This window comes from Neobacillus drentensis, assembly GCF_021560175.1.
In the GTDB taxonomy this organism is placed as follows: Bacteria; Bacillota; Bacilli; order Bacillales; family Cytobacillaceae; genus Neobacillus; species Neobacillus drentensis_A.
Window position 1 is genome coordinate 3,229,355 of the sequence record NZ_CP091110.1, and the last position, 17,022, is coordinate 3,246,376.

17 protein-coding genes are annotated in these 17,022 nt (G+C 36.5%); 13 read left to right on the top strand and 4 right to left on the bottom strand.

The genetic code is table 11. The annotated features are described in order from the left end of the window. The first annotated feature begins 131 nt into the window (after positions 1-131). Positions 132-614 carry a DUF1259 domain-containing protein gene (locus L1999_RS15065; RefSeq protein ID WP_235739303.1) on the top strand — a complete coding sequence of 161 codons (483 nt, stop codon included), beginning with the start codon at positions 132-134 and terminating at the stop codon, positions 612-614. A gap of 40 nt (positions 615-654) precedes the next feature. Further along, positions 655-1,248, top strand: coding sequence for a DUF1259 domain-containing protein (locus L1999_RS15070; protein ID WP_235739304.1), 594 nt, complete (start codon positions 655-657; stop codon positions 1,246-1,248). 211 nt (positions 1,249-1,459) lie between these two features. On the opposite strand, the gene L1999_RS15075 is transcribed toward L1999_RS15070, so the two are convergent. Further along, positions 1,460-3,034 carry a GMC family oxidoreductase gene (locus L1999_RS15075; protein WP_235739305.1) on the bottom strand — a complete coding sequence of 525 codons (1,575 nt, stop codon included), beginning with the start codon at positions 3,032-3,034 and terminating at the stop codon, positions 1,460-1,462. 590 nt (positions 3,035-3,624) lie between these two features. Between L1999_RS15075 and L1999_RS15080 the strand changes: the two genes are divergently transcribed. Then, the gene (locus tag L1999_RS15080; protein ID WP_235739306.1) at positions 3,625-4,629 is read left to right on the top strand and encodes an aldo/keto reductase; all 1,005 of its coding nucleotides are present in this window, start codon (positions 3,625-3,627) and stop codon (positions 4,627-4,629) included. Positions 4,630-4,723: 94 nt separating this feature from the next. On the opposite strand, the gene L1999_RS15085 is transcribed toward L1999_RS15080, so the two are convergent. Continuing rightward, the gene (locus L1999_RS15085; protein WP_235739307.1) at positions 4,724-5,269 is read right to left on the bottom strand and encodes a TetR/AcrR family transcriptional regulator; all 546 of its coding nucleotides are present in this window, start codon (positions 5,267-5,269) and stop codon (positions 4,724-4,726) included. Positions 5,270-5,511: 242 nt separating this feature from the next. Between L1999_RS15085 and L1999_RS15090 the strand changes: the two genes are divergently transcribed. The 5 genes from L1999_RS15090 (at position 5,512) to L1999_RS15110 (ending at position 9,124) form a co-directional block, all read left to right on the top strand. Continuing rightward, complete coding sequence (locus L1999_RS15090; protein ID WP_235739308.1) at positions 5,512-5,952, top strand: nuclear transport factor 2 family protein; 441 nt, start codon at positions 5,512-5,514, stop codon at positions 5,950-5,952. Positions 5,953-6,068: 116 nt separating this feature from the next. Beyond that, positions 6,069-6,656, top strand: a complete 588-nt coding sequence (locus L1999_RS15095; protein WP_235739309.1) for an SDR family oxidoreductase — start codon at positions 6,069-6,071, stop codon at positions 6,654-6,656. Positions 6,657-6,686: 30 nt separating this feature from the next. After that, a complete protein-coding gene (locus tag L1999_RS15100) occupies positions 6,687-7,055 on the top strand; it encodes a nuclear transport factor 2 family protein (protein WP_235739310.1) in 369 nt (122 codons plus the stop codon). A gap of 151 nt (positions 7,056-7,206) precedes the next feature. Continuing rightward, a complete protein-coding gene (locus L1999_RS15105) occupies positions 7,207-8,052 on the top strand; it encodes an aldo/keto reductase (RefSeq protein WP_235739311.1) in 846 nt (281 codons plus the stop codon). 106 nt (positions 8,053-8,158) lie between these two features. Then, a complete protein-coding gene (locus tag L1999_RS15110; RefSeq protein ID WP_235739312.1) occupies positions 8,159-9,124 on the top strand; it encodes an aldo/keto reductase in 966 nt (321 codons plus the stop codon). Positions 9,125-9,397: 273 nt separating this feature from the next. Here the strand turns inward: L1999_RS15110 and L1999_RS15115 are convergent, their stop codons facing one another. Further along, the gene (locus L1999_RS15115) at positions 9,398-9,943 is read right to left on the bottom strand and encodes a TetR/AcrR family transcriptional regulator (protein ID WP_235739313.1); all 546 of its coding nucleotides are present in this window, start codon (positions 9,941-9,943) and stop codon (positions 9,398-9,400) included. Between the two features lie 260 nt (positions 9,944-10,203). Between L1999_RS15115 and L1999_RS15120 the strand changes: the two genes are divergently transcribed. The 4 genes from L1999_RS15120 to hmpA all read left to right on the top strand — a co-directional run bounded on the left by L1999_RS15120 (position 10,204) and on the right by hmpA (position 14,249). Then, positions 10,204-10,845 carry an SDR family oxidoreductase gene (locus L1999_RS15120; RefSeq protein ID WP_235739314.1) on the top strand — a complete coding sequence of 214 codons (642 nt, stop codon included), beginning with the start codon at positions 10,204-10,206 and terminating at the stop codon, positions 10,843-10,845. A gap of 250 nt (positions 10,846-11,095) precedes the next feature. Beyond that, on the top strand, positions 11,096-11,836 hold the full coding sequence (locus L1999_RS15125; protein ID WP_235739315.1) for an SDR family oxidoreductase: 741 nt from the start codon (positions 11,096-11,098) through the stop codon (positions 11,834-11,836). A gap of 51 nt (positions 11,837-11,887) precedes the next feature. Next, entirely contained in the window at positions 11,888-12,718 is an 831-nt protein-coding gene (locus L1999_RS15130; protein ID WP_235739316.1) for an SDR family oxidoreductase, read from the top strand. A gap of 241 nt (positions 12,719-12,959) precedes the next feature. Next, positions 12,960-14,249, top strand: a complete 1,290-nt coding sequence (hmpA, locus tag L1999_RS15135) for an NO-inducible flavohemoprotein (protein ID WP_275676904.1) — start codon at positions 12,960-12,962, stop codon at positions 14,247-14,249. A 272-nt stretch (positions 14,250-14,521) separates the two neighbouring features. On the opposite strand, the gene L1999_RS15140 is transcribed toward hmpA, so the two are convergent. Beyond that, complete coding sequence (locus L1999_RS15140; RefSeq protein ID WP_235739317.1) at positions 14,522-15,367, bottom strand: STAS domain-containing protein; 846 nt, start codon at positions 15,365-15,367, stop codon at positions 14,522-14,524. A gap of 229 nt (positions 15,368-15,596) precedes the next feature. Between L1999_RS15140 and L1999_RS15145 the strand changes: the two genes are divergently transcribed. Beyond that, positions 15,597-16,712 (top strand): MBL fold metallo-hydrolase, encoded by a 1,116-nt coding sequence (locus L1999_RS15145; protein ID WP_430539965.1) that lies wholly within the window; start codon positions 15,597-15,599, stop codon positions 16,710-16,712. The last annotated feature ends 310 nt before the right edge of the window (positions 16,713-17,022 follow it).

Sequence of the window (17,022 nt, forward strand, 5' to 3'; positions counted from 1 at the left end):
TGACATAATCAATCTAAGTACGTAACAAAAAATTAATTAAAAAAAGTTATCTGTCCTGAGTCAATTGTCTATGCTTGTCCAATATCCCTGAATAAAATGTTAAGTAAACAGTGGACAAGGAGGTGATTGAATTGGGAACAAATGATTTTCATCATGAAATGGGATCAAGTCGTGTATGGCATCCTGCAAGTAGAAATAGTAGCCGTAATTCTGTTGGAGGAGTCAACACTTCAACATGCCAACAATTAGCCGATATTATCGGCGGTGTGGTCATCGCATCAACCCCAGCATGCGTCGTTCAGCGCCTGCGAAATATTAATGCTACGATTTTAGGCCGCCGCACAGAATCTCCATTGGCCCTTCCATTTGCTCTATCCTTTGAAGACAATGTAAGAGGAAGAACCCTTAACCTTGGGGAAACTGTACTCCTTCAAAAAGAAGCTAATGCTCTAATGTCTGCATTACAAAGAAGAGGCCTTATCGTAACTGCTTTCCATAACCACTGGCTGTTTGAAAAACCACGGTTAATGTATATGCATTGGGAGAACGTTGGGGATCCGTTTGAGTTTGCTAGAAATAGTTTTGAAGCCGCAAAAGAAGCAGGTCTATTCTAAATTTATGGTTTTTTAGGTATGAGTGAAGGAGGTGATTTTAATGGCAAGACGAGACGTTTTTGAAAATTGGTTTAGATATGTTAATGGTGTTACCGAGACAAGCTCTTTCGGGAGAGATCAAAGGGAAGTAGAATTTGAATCCAGCTCCAGAACAACTGGGCATCATTTCGGATTTGAATCTAGTTCAAACTTTAGAGGACATGAGTCAAGTGAACGAATGACAAGCACTAATCGTGGTGAGGTTAGGGAAATAACTGCTTCAAAATGCCAACGATTGGCAGATATTATTGGCGGAGAAGTTATTGCAGCAGCACCAGTGTGTACTGTAATGCGCCTTCGCGATATTAATGCTACTATTTTAGGTCGCCGCACACGTTCACCGCTGGCACTTCCGTTTATGTTATCCTTTGAAAATAATGGTCTAAATCTTGGTGAATCGGTTGTTCTCCAAAAAGAACTAAATCGATTTATTGCTGCATTACGGAAGAGAGGCCTTATTGTAACGGCCTTTCATAACCATTGGCTGTTTGAAAATCCACGTTTAATGTATATCCATTGGGAGAATGTCGGCATGTCTGCGGAAGAGTTTGCTAGAAATAGTATTTCTGCCGCAAGGGAAGCAGGACTATTCTAAAGAGAATGCCAGTTGTGATACTTCTTAAAGTAATCACAACTGGCTTCTTTTTTGGATCAATAAAGAGAATAAAAAATAAGAATAAGATAACGTATCTTCAATTTCCATTCTCTAATTAATAAAGCCATTTATGATATAACTAAATCATAAATGGCTTTGAATTATTATAACAAACCAACTTCTTTCGCTTAAATTATCCTTGAATCATTTTTTACTGAATAAGGTGCTGGGCTATGGTATATCCAATTAGGTAAGCAGCTGCTGACGTGTTTCCATCCACTGTAAATGGAATTATAGAGGCATCGGCAACCATTAAATTATCCACTCCGTGTACATTTCCAAAACGATCTACTACCCCGCCTTGATGAAGGGGAGCCATTCGTAATGAACTTTGTTGATGATGGTTATGACCGAAATTCTCTTTAATAAACTCTTCAAGTTCATCATCTTTTTCAATCATTTCTGGGGTTGGATGAATCAGCTTGTAATTCGGATCTATACTGGAAAGACTCTCCGCAATATCCTTAATATACGTTTTATAGATTGATTTGACTGCTTCCATGTCATATTCGTTATCGAGAAAACCTTCATCTGCTAGTACAATTTTTAAAGGATCATTACTTTGAATCTCAATTCTTCCCCGACTTCTAGGTTGTAAGAATAGAATAGCAATAGTTAAGTTTTCTTCTGAAAATATTCCTACTAATTGCACACCACGACGATTAGTATTTCCACTGAGTGGATTAGGTAAAAAGGCACCACCCGTATAAAGGGAGAAGGGATCGTTTTGCAGCTCCGTAACGTCTCTTTTGTTAACCGTAAAGGTAGCAGTATTTAACGTGTGATTAGTTAAAAATTCTCCTACATTCGGATTATCAAAAATAACTGGAATACCCACATTTGTAAGGTCATTCGCAGGCCCAATTCCAGATAACATTAAAAGTTGGGCACTGTTTATCCCCGCTGAGATTATCACTTTTTTTCGAGCGAATGCTCTTATTTTTTTTCCTTCCATTAGAAATTCCATACCAATGGCAGTTCTACCATCAAATAATATACGAAGTGCAGTTGTCTTATATAAAACTTGTAATTTACGCCCATTCACACCAAACCCGTCAGGCGTCATAATGTCTGATGACAAAAATGCAGTCGATGAGCTCTCACGTTTTCCATTGTTTTTTTGAAATAGTTGCCATCTAGTAAAAGGGCCAATAGGGGTTAGAGGGTCATTATAATCAAGTATCTTATTAAATCCTGTTGCCTGTTCCATGGCGGAAACTAGTTTTTTTGTCATCTTAGGAGGATTTTGTGGGGCTTGCCTGATATTCAAACGCCCGTTATAACCGTGAATTTCTGGGCTCTTTGTTTTTCCGTGAAAATTTTCTAACTTTTTAAAGGTTTGTATGGCTTGTTCAGGTGACCACAGTGGACCTAAAAGCATTTCCCAATCTCTTAATACAGAGGGTGTGGGTCTAACATATTGTTCTCCGTTTATCGAAGATCCACCGCCTGAAAGCCGACCTGTTGTCCATTCAAAGCTTCTGTTATCTACTCCTAGTTGAGGTACACCTTCTCCTTGCCAGAAATATTTTGCGAAAAATTGTTCCTCAAGTTCAGGAGCATATCTAGAATCACTAATTGACTTATCCTTATCATTATTTTCTCCTGCCTCTAGAACAAGGACTGAAGTTTTTTTATCATCTGTGAGTGTTTTTGCTAAAACGGCACCCGCAGGACCAGTTCCAACCACTATATAATCAAAGGTATTTGATGAACTTTTTTTCATTTCGAAAACCCCTTTTAACATTTAGGTCTTTTTTAAAAAGTAATGCAGCCAAGCGCAGAAAGATTAGTTCCAATTTCTTTTTAGTAGTTTATTCTAAATATGTGTTATGGAATGGACAAGTTGCCTAGTATGTACAACTTTATTTATAAATAGGGGAGGAATCAGAGGGGATATGTGCTACATCAAACTAATTAGGCTTTTTAAAGTTAAGCCCATGTTAAAATCTAAGGATTTTGGCGGAGCAACTCTATTCTCCAATAGGCCTAAAAAACAAATGAATTTTTCAGAAAAAGTAATGGAACTTTAATTAGTAAGGAACGAAGTAGATTTCGTACATGTTAATCAGTTTATTGAGGATCACTAGGAGATTGAATAAAACAGCCAGGTTATATACACTGGCTGTTTTATTGTTTCAAATAGGCATCGTCCGCTATTCCACTTACTCGCCATCAATTTTTAAAGTTAATAAACAATTTTATTCCATCTGTTCATTAATTAACAAATAATAACTATTTAACAATTGTAAGTCTCGCAAATATTTTTATACTTATAATTGAAGATTAAAAATTTCTGCAAAGAGGGGAATGTAAATGAAATATACGAAACTTGGAAATACAGGATTGGATGTATCTAGACTTTGCCTTGGCTGTATGGGTTTTGGAGAAAAGGAACGCTGGATGCATCCGTGGGTAATTGATGAAGAAAGCAGCCGTACAGTTATTAAAAAAGCTCTTGAGTTAGGAATCAATTTTTTTGATACTGCGAACACTTACTCGGATGGAACGAGTGAAGAATTTCTCGGACGTGCCCTTAAAGATTTTGCCAATCGAGATGAAATTGTTCTTGCAACTAAGGTTTATTTTCCATTGGGCAAAGACTTAAATAGCAAAGGCCCGAACAGTATAGGTTTATCCCGAAAACATATTATGAGAGAAATTGATAAGAGTCTGAAACGTCTTGGAACGGATTATGTGGATCTGTATCAAATTCATCGCTGGGATTACAATACCCCAATTGAAGAGACGATGGAAGCACTTCATGATCTAGTAAAGGCTGGTAAGGTAAGATACATCGGTGCTTCTGCGATGTATGCATGGCAGTTTTTGAAGGCGAACCATGTGGCTGAGAAAAATGGGTGGACCAGATTTGTTTCGATGCAGAATCACCTGAACCTCATATACCGGGAAGAGGAACGGGAGATGCTGCCATTATGTAAGGAAGAAAAAATTGGGGTAATTCCGTACAGTCCTTTAGCATCAGGCAGATTAACCCGTGATTGGTCGGAAGACACTCTTCGTTCTGAAACAGATGCAACTCAGAAATCTAAATACGGTGCCACTGAAAATAATGACCGTCTTGTTGTAGAGCGAGTTGCGGAATTGGCGAAAAAACATGGTGTACTTAGAGCACAAATTGCACTTGCCTGGTTGCTTCAGAAAGAACCAGTCACAGCTCCTATTATCGGTGCTACTAAAATTTCTCACCTTGAAGATTCCTTGGGTGCTCTATCAGTTAAGTTAACCAATGAAGAAGTTGCGTATTTAGAAGAACCATATGTTCCACATCATGTGGTTGGTGCGTTAAGTTCTAAGTAATATTGTTTCAATAATAGCTTTTTTAAAAGCAAAAACCCTTATTTCCTAACTAAAGTAGGAGATTAGGGTTTTTTATGTGATTGGAATTTTTAAACTATACAATTCTCTCTATTAAAATACCCACTTGTTCCGCCATCATTTGAGACGTATAAGGCATTCCATTCATAAACCACCATTCCACTAATTCCACATAAGCACCTGCAATAAATCGTAGAACTATCTCTTCATTTATACCGTGATTTTTTCCTTCTGTTCCATTTATTTCTCCCTTTAAACCTTCGATCACAAATTCAAGGAACTGCCTACGGAAAGAAGGGGCTCCTTTACTGGCTAACATGGTTGAGAAGAATAAATAATGATTTTCAAAGTATTCAAACCAGATCAGATTCCCATCGATAAAATCCATATCAGATGCGGATTCGGCCAAATCCTTTAGTTCGTTGATATGTTCTTCAATAAGTTTATCCAGCAAATCAAATTTATCCAGGTAATGAAGGTAGATGGTTCTTCGACTGACATTTGCTCTGTCGGAAATTTCTTGTATGGTAATCTGATCAAAATTTTTTTCAGACATCAGTTCAATAACTGCTTTTTTTATCGCTTCTTGAGATTTGAGTATTCTCCTATCCACCTTAGACATTAGTAGTCACCAAACTTTCTAAAAGATTATGAACAATTTTAATCGATTTGTGCATTATTTCACGAATCAAGGTTAATTGACAATTGTAGGCATTTTGATTCTGTTTATAATTATATACAGATGTCACATAATTCATCAATGTGAATTATTAATGGCATCCAGATGAGGAATAAGAAACAACTTTCTGTTCTTAACTCGCTAGAAATCACAGGAACAGAAATTAAAAATAAGGAGGAAATTCCATGTCATTAGAAATTTTACAAGCAAAATCAGAATTAAAAGAATTAGTAGATACATTCTCAAATTTGGCCGATGAAAAAAATATTTCAGGTCAAATGCCTTTATTTACACCTGATACCAAAGTTCAAGTGTATATGGGTGATAATTTATTGTTTGATATTTCAGGAACAAAACAACTGGAAGAAGTATTCACAAGTTTCACAGCTAATGTTAAACGTTCATTTCATATGAACGGACAACAAGTTGTGAAACTTGATGGCGATACTGCAACAGGTATTGCTTACTGCCAAGTTAAATTAGTGAGCGAAGAAGATGGGAAAGAAGTCATCACCGATAGCAGTATTCGATATGACGATGAGTATGTGCGTCAAAACGGAACTTGGTTAATCAAAACTCGTATTTCTCACTTTTCGATTAATGACAAACGAACATTACAAAGCTAATTTGTTTATATTCGGAATCTAACTTAAACAGAAACTGGTTCAAAAAGGGAATCCTAAAGGAAACTGAATCGATTGCTTGGGGGTTCCCAAATAATAAAATGAGAGGAAGTTTTAATGTGACGAATGTTTTAATCATTGGCGCAAACGGTTCACTTGCTCGTGTAGCTATTGATCTATTCCTTAAAGAAACTGATGCACAGTTGACGCTTTATTTACGTAACTCACGAAGACTAAGAAACGTTGATACAAATCGTGTCCGAGTAATTGAAGGTGATGTTATGGACCTTGAAAAACTAAAAGAGGCGATGATTGGACAGGATGTGGTCTATGCCAATCTTGCAGGTAATCTGGAACAAATGGCAAAAACAATTGTGGATGCAATGGACGATACAGATGTTAAACGTCTCATTTGGGTTAGTTCCATGGGCATATATAATGAAGTCCCAGGAGAAAGTCATGGTAGCATCTTAAATCCATATCGAAAATCAGCTGCGGTCATTGAAGCCTCAGACCTTGACTATACGATTTTGAGACCTGGATGGTTTACCAATAAAGATGAGATTGACTATGAGACAACTCAAAAAGGAGAGCCATTTAAAGGGCATGATGTATCACGAAAAAGTATTGCAGATTTGATTGTTAAATTGGCTGTAACGCCAGGATTGGAAGTTCGTAGCAGCTTGGGTGTAAATAAACCTGAATAAGTAGGTTAAAAGGAGGTTGAAAGTACAGATATGAGCGAAGATAAACAAAAAATCCTAGCAGTTTATCAACAGATTGATCATGCAATGGTTAATAAAGACATACAAAGCTTGGATAACATCCTTGATGACAATTATATGTTAGTACACATGACTGGCTATCATCAACCTAAGCGAGAATGGCTTGAACAAATAGATAATGAACAAATGAAATACTACAAAACCATGCCGCAAAAAACAAAAATTACAATAGAAGGTAATACGGCTACTCTTATTTGTGATACCAAACTTGACGCTAGAATTTATGGTTTTAGAACTACTTGGGGTATGAAAATGAAAATGCATTTTGAGAAACGTGGAGAGAATTGGTGTCCAGTAAATGCAATAGCAACAAGTAATTAACTATAAAGAATTTATTACACGAATTTATTGGATTTGTGAATTAATAAACAAATCGTACTCATTTAACCATTGTAACATCTCAGTTATGGATTAAAATTATACACATATGTTAGCAATGCATCAAAGGGTATATTTGTAAGGAGGAATTTACGTGGAAACTGTTACTTTATCTAATGGAATTAAGATGCCAATTTTAGGTTTTGGAGTGTATCAAATTCCTGAGCTTGAAGAATGTGAACGTGTCGTAAGTGAAGCAATTGAAGTGGGGTATCGTTCGATCGATACTGCTCAAGCTTATGGGAATGAAGAAGCTGTAGGAAATGCGTTCCGTAAAAGTGGTATACCCCGCGCGGAATTCTTCATTACAACCAAAGTTTGGATTTCCAATGCTGGCTACGAGAAAGCTAAAGCATCAATAGAAGAGTCTTTACGAAAGTTGCAAACAGACTACATTGATTTACTATTAATTCATCAACCATTTAATGATTACTATGGTACTTATCGTGCGATGGAAGAGTATTATAAGGCGGGAAAAATCAAAGCAATTGGTGTAAGTAATTTCTACCCTGACCGTTTCATTGATATTGCTAAGTTTAGTGAAATCCCTCCAATGGTGAACCAGGTCGAGACACATGTATTTAACCAACAAAAACAAGCCCAAAAAATAATGGAAAAATACGGCACTCAAATTGAATCTTGGGGACCTTTTGCAGAAGGAAGAAATGACTTCTTTACCAATGCAACTCTAATAGAGATTGGTGATCAATACGGTAAAACGGTTGCTCAAGTGGCCCTACGTTATCTCATTCAACGGAATGTTGTTGTCATTCCTAAAACGGTAACAAAAGAACGAATGGTTCAAAATTTTGATGTCTTTGATTTTGCTTTATCAAACGAAGACATGGATAAAATTGCGAAACTAGATCAAGAACAAAGTTTATTCTTCTCGCATTACGCTCCTGAAACGGTTGAAATGATAACAGGACTAGTCAGATAAACAATAAAGGCTTAAGCAAAAATGGGAGCTACTATTGCTTCCTTTTTGCTTAAGTACATCTAGGATAGGATACATGCAGGAAATACCTCTTTAGGAGTTGAGACAAATGAAAATGAGAGCATTAGGGAACAGTGGTTTAAATGTATCTGCGATTGGTTTAGGCTGCATGGGAATGGACCATGCATATGGAAAGCCTGCTGACCGTGATGAAATGGTCAAATTAATTCGTAGAGCTGTTGAACTGGGCTGTAATTTCTTTGATACGGCTGTTGTTTATGGAGAATCCAATGAAGAATTACTGGGCGAAGCACTTGCACCAGTAAGAGATCAGGTTGTGATTGCGACTAAATTTGGAATTACTGGAACAGAAATTGTAAACGACCATCTGCAACATATTTTAAATAGCACACCAGAATCCATTAGAGAACAAATAGAGGGTTCCTTAAAAAGATTGAAAGTAGATTGCATTGATTTGTATTATCAACATCGTATTGACCCAAATGTAGAACCAGAAACTGTTGCAGAAACGATGAAAGAATTAATGGCTGAAGGAAAAATTAAAGCATGGGGATTATCGAATGCACCTATTGATTATATGAAACGTGCACATGGTGTCTGTCCGATTGCTGCCATTGAAAATCAATACTCCATGATGTGGCGGGAACCTGAAAAAGAATTATTTGAGATTTGTGAAGAGTTAGGGATTTCTTTTGTTGCGTACAGTCCATTAGGAAATGGCTTCCTAAGCGGAAAATATACAAAAGATACAACGTATGAAGAAGGCGACTTTAGAAGTTTCATGGGTAGATTCAAACCTGAAGTCATTGACCATAACAAAGCGTTATTAAATTTAATTGCAGAAGTTGCTGAAAGCAAAAATGCAACATCTGCTCAAGTTGTATTAGCATGGGAAATAGCTCAAAAACCATTTATTATTCCAATCCCAGGTACTACAAAATTACACAGATTAGAAGAAAACTTAGGCGGTGCCGATATAGTATTAACAATAGAAGAATTAGATCGCCTAAATCTAGCTTTAACCAAACTCGATATTGACGAAACACATTTCTAATCAAAATAAGCTTAGTTGAAAGATAATTAACAAATTTAAGGGATTTGTACATTTTTGCACGAATCAAGATTATTTGACAATTGCATGTATTTTGTTTCTGTTTATAATTATAGTGGACACAGGCAAAACCAAATGGATTGTTACTGGTCATTCAGACAAAACCTAAATCACTAAATAAGAGAGGCTTTTGAAGTCTCCTATTTTGTGATTTAGGTTTTTCTTTTATAAAAAACTCGATATAGTCATTTTTTAGGAGGAATCACTCCATGCTTATTATAGATTCCTCTCTAACAAAATTCCCACCTGTTCTGCCATGACTTGAGGTGGATGAGGCATCCCATTGGTGATCCACCATTCCACAATCCCAACATATGAAGTGACAATAAATTGAAGTAGAACATCATCATTTAAGTCATCGTTCTTTCCTTGTGATGTATCAACCTCATCCTTAAACTCTTCGATAAGAAACTCATGGAACTGACTACGAAATGAAGGAGCTCCCTTACTCTTTAACATCGTTGAAAAGAATAAATAATGACTTTTAAGGTATTCAAACCAAGGCAGATTCGCTTCTGTATATTCTGCTGCGGAGGTTGCTTCGCAGATTTCCCCCATTTTGTTAATATGTTCTTCAATGAGCTTATCCAGCAGATCAAACTTATCCATGTAATGAAGATAGATGGTTCCTCGGCTAACATTTGCGTGATCGGAAATGTCCTGAATGGTAATGTCATCGAAATTTTTTTCAGCCATTTGCTCAATCAAGGCTTTTTTTATGGCTTCTTGGCTTTTGGCTATTCTTCTATCTACTTTAGGCATTTTACGGTTCACCAAACTTTCTTAAAAGATAATGAACAAATTTACTTGATTTGTTCATTACTAGTCATATTGAGTTGAATTAACAATTGTAAGCATCCTATATCCGTTTATAATTATATACAGTTGTTCATTAATGAATCAATATTTAATTATTTAAATTGTTAACAAAAAAGGACTGACCAGTCGTTAATTTTTTTCTAAAAGCAGTTTTGATTGTTTTCTATTTTTAACACTTTAAAAAAATAAATGGAGGAGGGTTTATGTTGACTAATGTTTTAATCCTAGGTGCAAATGGCCAAGTTGCACGTATTGCTATTAATTTATTTCTAAAGGAAACTGATGCTCAGTTGACACTTTATCTACGTAACTCAAGAAGACTAAAAATCGTTGATCTAGGTCGGGAACGTGTCATTGAAGGGGACATAAACGATGTTGCTACGTTGAAAGAAGCGATGGATGGACAAGATGTTGTCTATGCTAACATTGGTGGCTCAGATATTGTTCAAAAAACTCAAAACATAATCGATGCCATGCACGCCACTGGTGTTAAAAGGGGAATTTTTATTAATATCCTAGGGATTTACGACGAAGTACCTGGTAAGTTCGGGGAATGGAACAAATATATGGTTGGCAGAGGAATGGAATATTGGAGAAAAGCCGCCAATATTCTAGAAGCCTCGGATATTGATTACACTATTTTAAGATGTACGTGGTTTACAAACAAAAACGAAGTGGACTACGAACTAACGGAAAAGGGTGAACCGCTTTTGGGAACAGAGATTTCCCGTAAAAGTATTGCCGCCTTGGTCGTCCAAATAGCCGAATCCCCAGAATGGGGTGTTCGTCGCAGCTGGGGTGTTAGCAAACCAAATACGGAAGGGGACAAACCCGTGTTTTATTAAAAAAGATGGCACAATAAATTGTAAAATAAGCTCTTTAATCTTATCACCCTCTCGAATTTGTTAAAGTTTTAATGATTGTAAGTATATAGTACACGATAGGGGTAAATCATTTATTCAATTGCTTTGTTCATTAATTAACAAAATGCGGTAATTTAACAATTGTAAGTATCCTATATCATTTTATAATAATAGACGTGAGTTCATTAATGTATTAATATTTATTTTTTTTGTTGAAAGGATGGTATGTAATATGTCTAATATTCAAGAAAAAGTTGTTATCATTACTGGTGCTTCTAGTGGAATTGGCGAGGCTACTGCAAGGGAACTTGCATCTAAAGGGGCAAAATTGGTTCTAGCAGCTCGCCGTGAAGACCGATTAAATAAATTGCAAGAAGCGATTCAAACTAATGGCGGGCAAGCTGTTTATAAGGTAACAGATGTGACTTCTCATGAACAAATGGAAGAACTGGCCGAATTGGCACTTAAAGAGTTTGGGAAAATTGATGTATTAGTAAACAATGCAGGAGTCATGCCACATTCATTTCTTTATAAGAAAAAAGTGGATGATTGGAACAAGATGATCGATGTAAACATCAAAGGTGTACTTTATGGTATCGGTGCTGTACTTCCTACAATGAGAGAACAAAAATCAGGTCATATTATTAACGTTTCTTCTGTAGCAGGACACGTTGTAGGAGCTGGTAGTACTGTCTATGCTGGAACGAAGCATGCTGTACGTGCGATTTCGGAAGGTCTTCGTAAAGAAGAGGCAGGGAACAATATTCGTTCCACCATTATCTCACCAGGGGCAGTAGCGACTGAATTAACCAATTCTATTACAGATATGGATCTAAAACCAGGTATCGATAAAATTTATGAAGGTGCGATTGATGCTAGTTCAATAGCCCGTACCATTGCTTTTGCTATTGAACAGCCAGCTGATGTAGCAATAAATGAAATGATCATCCGTCCAACATCACAGGAACGGTAAGACAATTTTAAAAGTAACTTGATCCTAGAATAAAAATAGGGAGGAAATATAATGAAAGATGTTGTACTTTGGACAGGTGCTGGACAGATTGGCATGGCGATCGCTAGAAGAATCGGTTTTGGTAAGAAAATTATTGTTGGTGATAAAAATCAAGATAATGCCAAAGCGATTGCAAAAATTATGGAAGAAGCAGGATTTGATGTGGTCCATGTCGAAACGGACATTTCTTCCAGAGAATCTATTTTAAATTTGATTGCAGAAGGTCAGAAGTATGGTGAAATCACTACTCTTATTAATGCTGCCGGCGTATCACCAAGTCAGGCACCTATTGAAACCATTTTGAAAGTGGATTTGTACGGAACGGCTGTATTACTGGAGGAAGTGGGAAAAGTTATAGCTCCAAGAGGTGTTGGTATAACAATATCCAGTCAGTCTGGATACAGAATGCCTCAATTGGGAGTTGAAATTGACGAGCAGCTGGCAATGACTCCAACTGAAGAACTCCTTAGTTTGGAAGTCCTTCGGTCAGAAAATATCAAGGATACGCTGCACGCCTATCAAATGGCGAAACGGTGCAATGTAAAGCGTGTTATGTTTGAATCTATACGCTGGGGAGAAAAAGACGCTCGTATCAATTCCATTTCTCCAGGGATTATCGTTACGCCACTCGCTATAGACGAGTTCAATGGTCCAAGAGGAGAGTTCTATAAGAATATGTTTGCCAGTTGCCCTGCCGGACGACCAGGAACAGCTGATGAGGTTGCCAATGTGGCTGAGCTGCTGATGATGCAACAGGGAGCTTTCATCACCGGTTCGGATTTCCTAATTGACGGTGGAGCCACGGCTTCTTATTTTTACGGACCACTAAGACCAGCAGAATAATCAAAGTTTCTCAACATGCTGCCTAATTAGAAATGATGTAAGTCCCAGGAGAAAGCGGAAATTAAAGTAAAAAGGTTATCATTACAAAATATGCAAATAGAATTCTCAACTAAGGTTTGAGTATTCTATTTGTTTTTATAACAGTAAATTTGATAAGGTATAAATTTATAATCTTTAAATTACATAAGGTAGTTAAGCAAGGACATACTTTCAATGTACATTGTTGAAGGAGGTCACGATTTTGAAACCTACAGAAAAACAGGTTCCAGAAAAAGAAACATGGAAAGAAGTCGTTAAAACAGTAAAAGAATTAGACCCTAAAAGGCTTGAGATTATTAAAGCCACACTCCCTGTCGTGAAGGAACATGGTGAAGCAATCACAAAACATTTTTATAAAAGGATGTTTACGAATCACCCTGAATTAAAAAACATTTTTAATATGGCCCATCAGGTAACAGGGCATCAGCCTAAAGCTTTAGCCGATGCTGTCTATGGAGCTGCAGCCAATATAGAAGATTTTAGTCAAATCATGCCTGTTTTAGAGAGAATCGGTCAAAAGCATCGTAGTCTACAAATAAAACCTGAACATTACCCGATTGTAGGAGAGAATTTGTTGGGAGCCATAAAAGAGGTATTGGGTGATGCGGCTACAGATGAAATTATGGATGCATGGGCAGATGCTTATGAGGTTATAGCAGATGTATTTATTCGAATGGAAAATGAGCTTTATAAGGTTACCGTAGCTCAACCAGGCGGATGGGCAGGATTTAAAGATTTTGTTGTCGATCGTAAAGTAGAAGAGAGCGATGTGATTATATCCTTCTATTTAAAGCCAAAAGATGGAGGGGAAATTGCCGAATTTACACCAGGGCAGTATATTACCGTTAAGATGGAAATCCCCGAACAACAGTTTACCAACCTCCGTCAATATAGCTTATCAGATCGACCTGGTTTGGATTACTATCGAATCAGTGTTAGGAGAGAAGATCCAAGGGGAGAAGGGCAGCCTCCTGGTGTGGTCTCAACGTATTTACATAAACATATGAACCAAGGTGATACCATTCCAATCACTGCTCCCGCTGGAGACTTTTATTTAGATATGGAATGTAAACTTCCGTTGGTATTAATTAGCGGAGGGGTAGGATTGACGCCATTAATGAGTATGCTTAATACCGTGACTAATCAAGGTACTGAAAGAGATGTTTATTGGATTCATGCCGCTGTTAATAGCAAGTATCATGCCTTTAAAAAACATGTGAATAATCTTGCGGAAAGTAATAAACATGTGAAACCCTTTGTCATTTATGAGAAACCAACTGATGAAGATAGGGAATCGAAATTATACGATGAAGAAGGATATATCACACTTGACTTTTTACAGAAATCCCTTCCTTCTAAAGAAGCCGACTTTTATTTCTGTGGTCCCGAGCCTTTTATGAGAGCAGTAAAGCGTGCACTAAAACAATGGGATATTCCTGAAGAAAGAATCCATTATGAGTTTTTTGGGTCTTTTGGAAACTTGGATGTTTAACTTATAGCTAGAGGTGTATTTGGCAAATAAGTAATGTTGATCATGACAGTATGTTTTTTGAATGTAAAAAAGCCAAACATATGTAGATTGGCATCCTTTGTAAAAAGGGTGCCTTTTTTAAGAACCCAAATAAATACCCCCACAGAAAATCTGGTTAACCTTATCATACGAACGGGGTGCTAATGATGAAGAAGAAGTTGCAATTGAACTATTGGGCAGGAAACTATTAAAAAAGACAAAAGGCCCGTAGGCCCCAATTCTCTTTACCATACTTACTTCATCAACTGGATTTCTTCAAAAGCTTGATGAAGGTTGGATTTAATTGTTATATTTTCTAAATTTATTCCTAGATTTACAATAGTTTGTGCCACCTCTGGACGTATTCCAGTAATGATAGTTTTCACTCCAATTAGTGCTAAGGCATTTATCACCTTAAATAATTGGTTGGCAACCATAGTATCGATAATAAGAACTCCTGAAACGTCCAATATTAAATATTTCAACCTTAACTTACTTGCCTGTTCCAACGTTTTTTCCATCAACATTGCTGCTCTTTCTGTATCAATGTTGCCAATCAGAGGTAGTACGCCTACTCCTGATGTCAATGGAACAACTGGAACTGTTAATTCCAAAAGGGCACTTTTGGCGTTGTATAACGATTTTTCATAATATCTTACATATGTTAAGCTAAAGTAATATATTGCGTCGTCAAGTAAAGGGTCTACTACCGATATTATTTTAAAAATTGTACTTGTAGATAACTCAATCGCTGCTCCAAATTCTTCTACAGCTTTCCAAATAAATTTTCTATAAAAACTGGTATCTTTTAATGCTTCATCTAAGGGTACCCCCAAATTAAAGATAAAAGCTCCAGTTTCTTCCGCCCATTCTTTTACAAGGGCAATTGTTGTTTGTTCATTATTATGAATTAGAGCTTGTCCAAAGATTCGAATCAATTCTGCTCTAATGTTTAATATCCGCTGTTCAATCTTTTGTAGTTGCTTATTTTGTTCTTCAGAAATTGGTATTCCTGATAGTCTGGTGGTATGTACCTCTTTAGCGATTTCTAGTCTATTATTAATGATGCTTTCCCCTAAGAACCTTAATTGCTCGTTCATATGTTCGTTCCCCCTATAAAAGATATATATATAAATTGGGTAAGTCTCACCTGTACTTTACTAATAGAATATCAAAATATTCTTTTGAGAAATACTCAATTTTAAGTACTAACCACAATTTACGTACTTATTTTCACAACGAGCATAGAGGGGCAAAAGAAATAAAATATTTTTATAAGGGATGACTGCGTTGTACGGACAGTATCATAATAAAAAGAGGGAGGGGGTTATGAAAAAGATGATGGTTTATTTTTTACTTTTTTTAGTCGTATTACTAGTTTTCGTCTTATTATTTATCAACATAAATCCAGCTTTCGGTGGAAACCCAAGCAAAAAACAAAAAGAGCAATATAGTCATTTGGACAATTATGTTGATGGTAAGTTTATCAATCCAGAACCAACAAAGTTAAATATGAGTGCGGCTGATTATTTCTCCATGATTGAGGAAAATTTTTCAGGTGCTAAAGATCGTAGTCCTAAAGGTCAAATTCCTGTTTCCAAGATTGATTGGAACAAAGTCAATAGTGAGGAAGATAGTTTAACTTGGTTTGGTCATTCTACTTTTTTACTTAGTATCGATAATAAAAAAATGCTTGTAGATCCCATGCTAGGTCCAGTTGCATCTCCTGTTTCTTTCGTAGGAAGTAAACGTTACAGTGAGGATATGCTGCATCATATAGATGAAATGCCGCCGATTGATGCTGTTTTTATTACTCATGATCATTACGACCATTTAGATTATCCATCTATTAAAAAACTAAAGAACAAGGTTAATCATTTCTTCGTTCCTCTGGGTGTAGGTGCTCACTTGATTGATTGGGGAGTTAAAAATGAAAAAATAACAGAACTAAATTGGTGGGATGAAATAGAGTTTCAAGGCTTAATTGTAGCATTCACTCCTTCCCAACATTTTTCTGGTAGAGGACCTTTAAATAGAAATTCCACTCTTTGGGGTGGTTGGGTCATTCTTGGAGAAAAGACACGTTTCTATACAAGTGGAGATGGTGGGTATAACACACATTTTAAAGAAATTGGGAGGAAGTACGGTCCTTTTGATCTTACTTTAATAGAAGGTGGCCAATATGATCGCCGTTGGTCTTGGGTTCATATGACACCTGAACAATCTATTCAGGCTCATTTAGATGTACATGGTAAGAATATGATGTTAATTCACTGGGGAGCCTTTACCCTTGCTTATCATGGATGGACAGAACCTATAGAACGAGCATTAAAAGCGTCTGAAAAATCAGGAGCAAATATGATCGCTCCTAAAATTGGCGAAACAGTAACAGTAGATGGGGATTTGTCCATTCCTACCACATCTTGGTGGAAAAAAGTAAAATAGTGGGGATAGGTTAATACAAAAAAGGAAGTAAACGGTAATGGTTATAACTCTATGGTAATCATCACAAAATGAGCAAATAGAATTCTCTCACTGAATTCTATTTGTTTTTAAAACTGTTAATTAGATAGATATTCGCTTAAATAAAAATATATTTGTAGAAAAAATGGGGTACTCACTTAATGATGACACCTTAATAAATTTATAAGAGAGGCCATCCGCCATATTAAAAAGGTAAGCCGTTGTATAAGAAAAGAAACAGACCCAGTATGAACCTTTTCCTACGCAGTCTTTTTGTATTGGAGCCCATGTT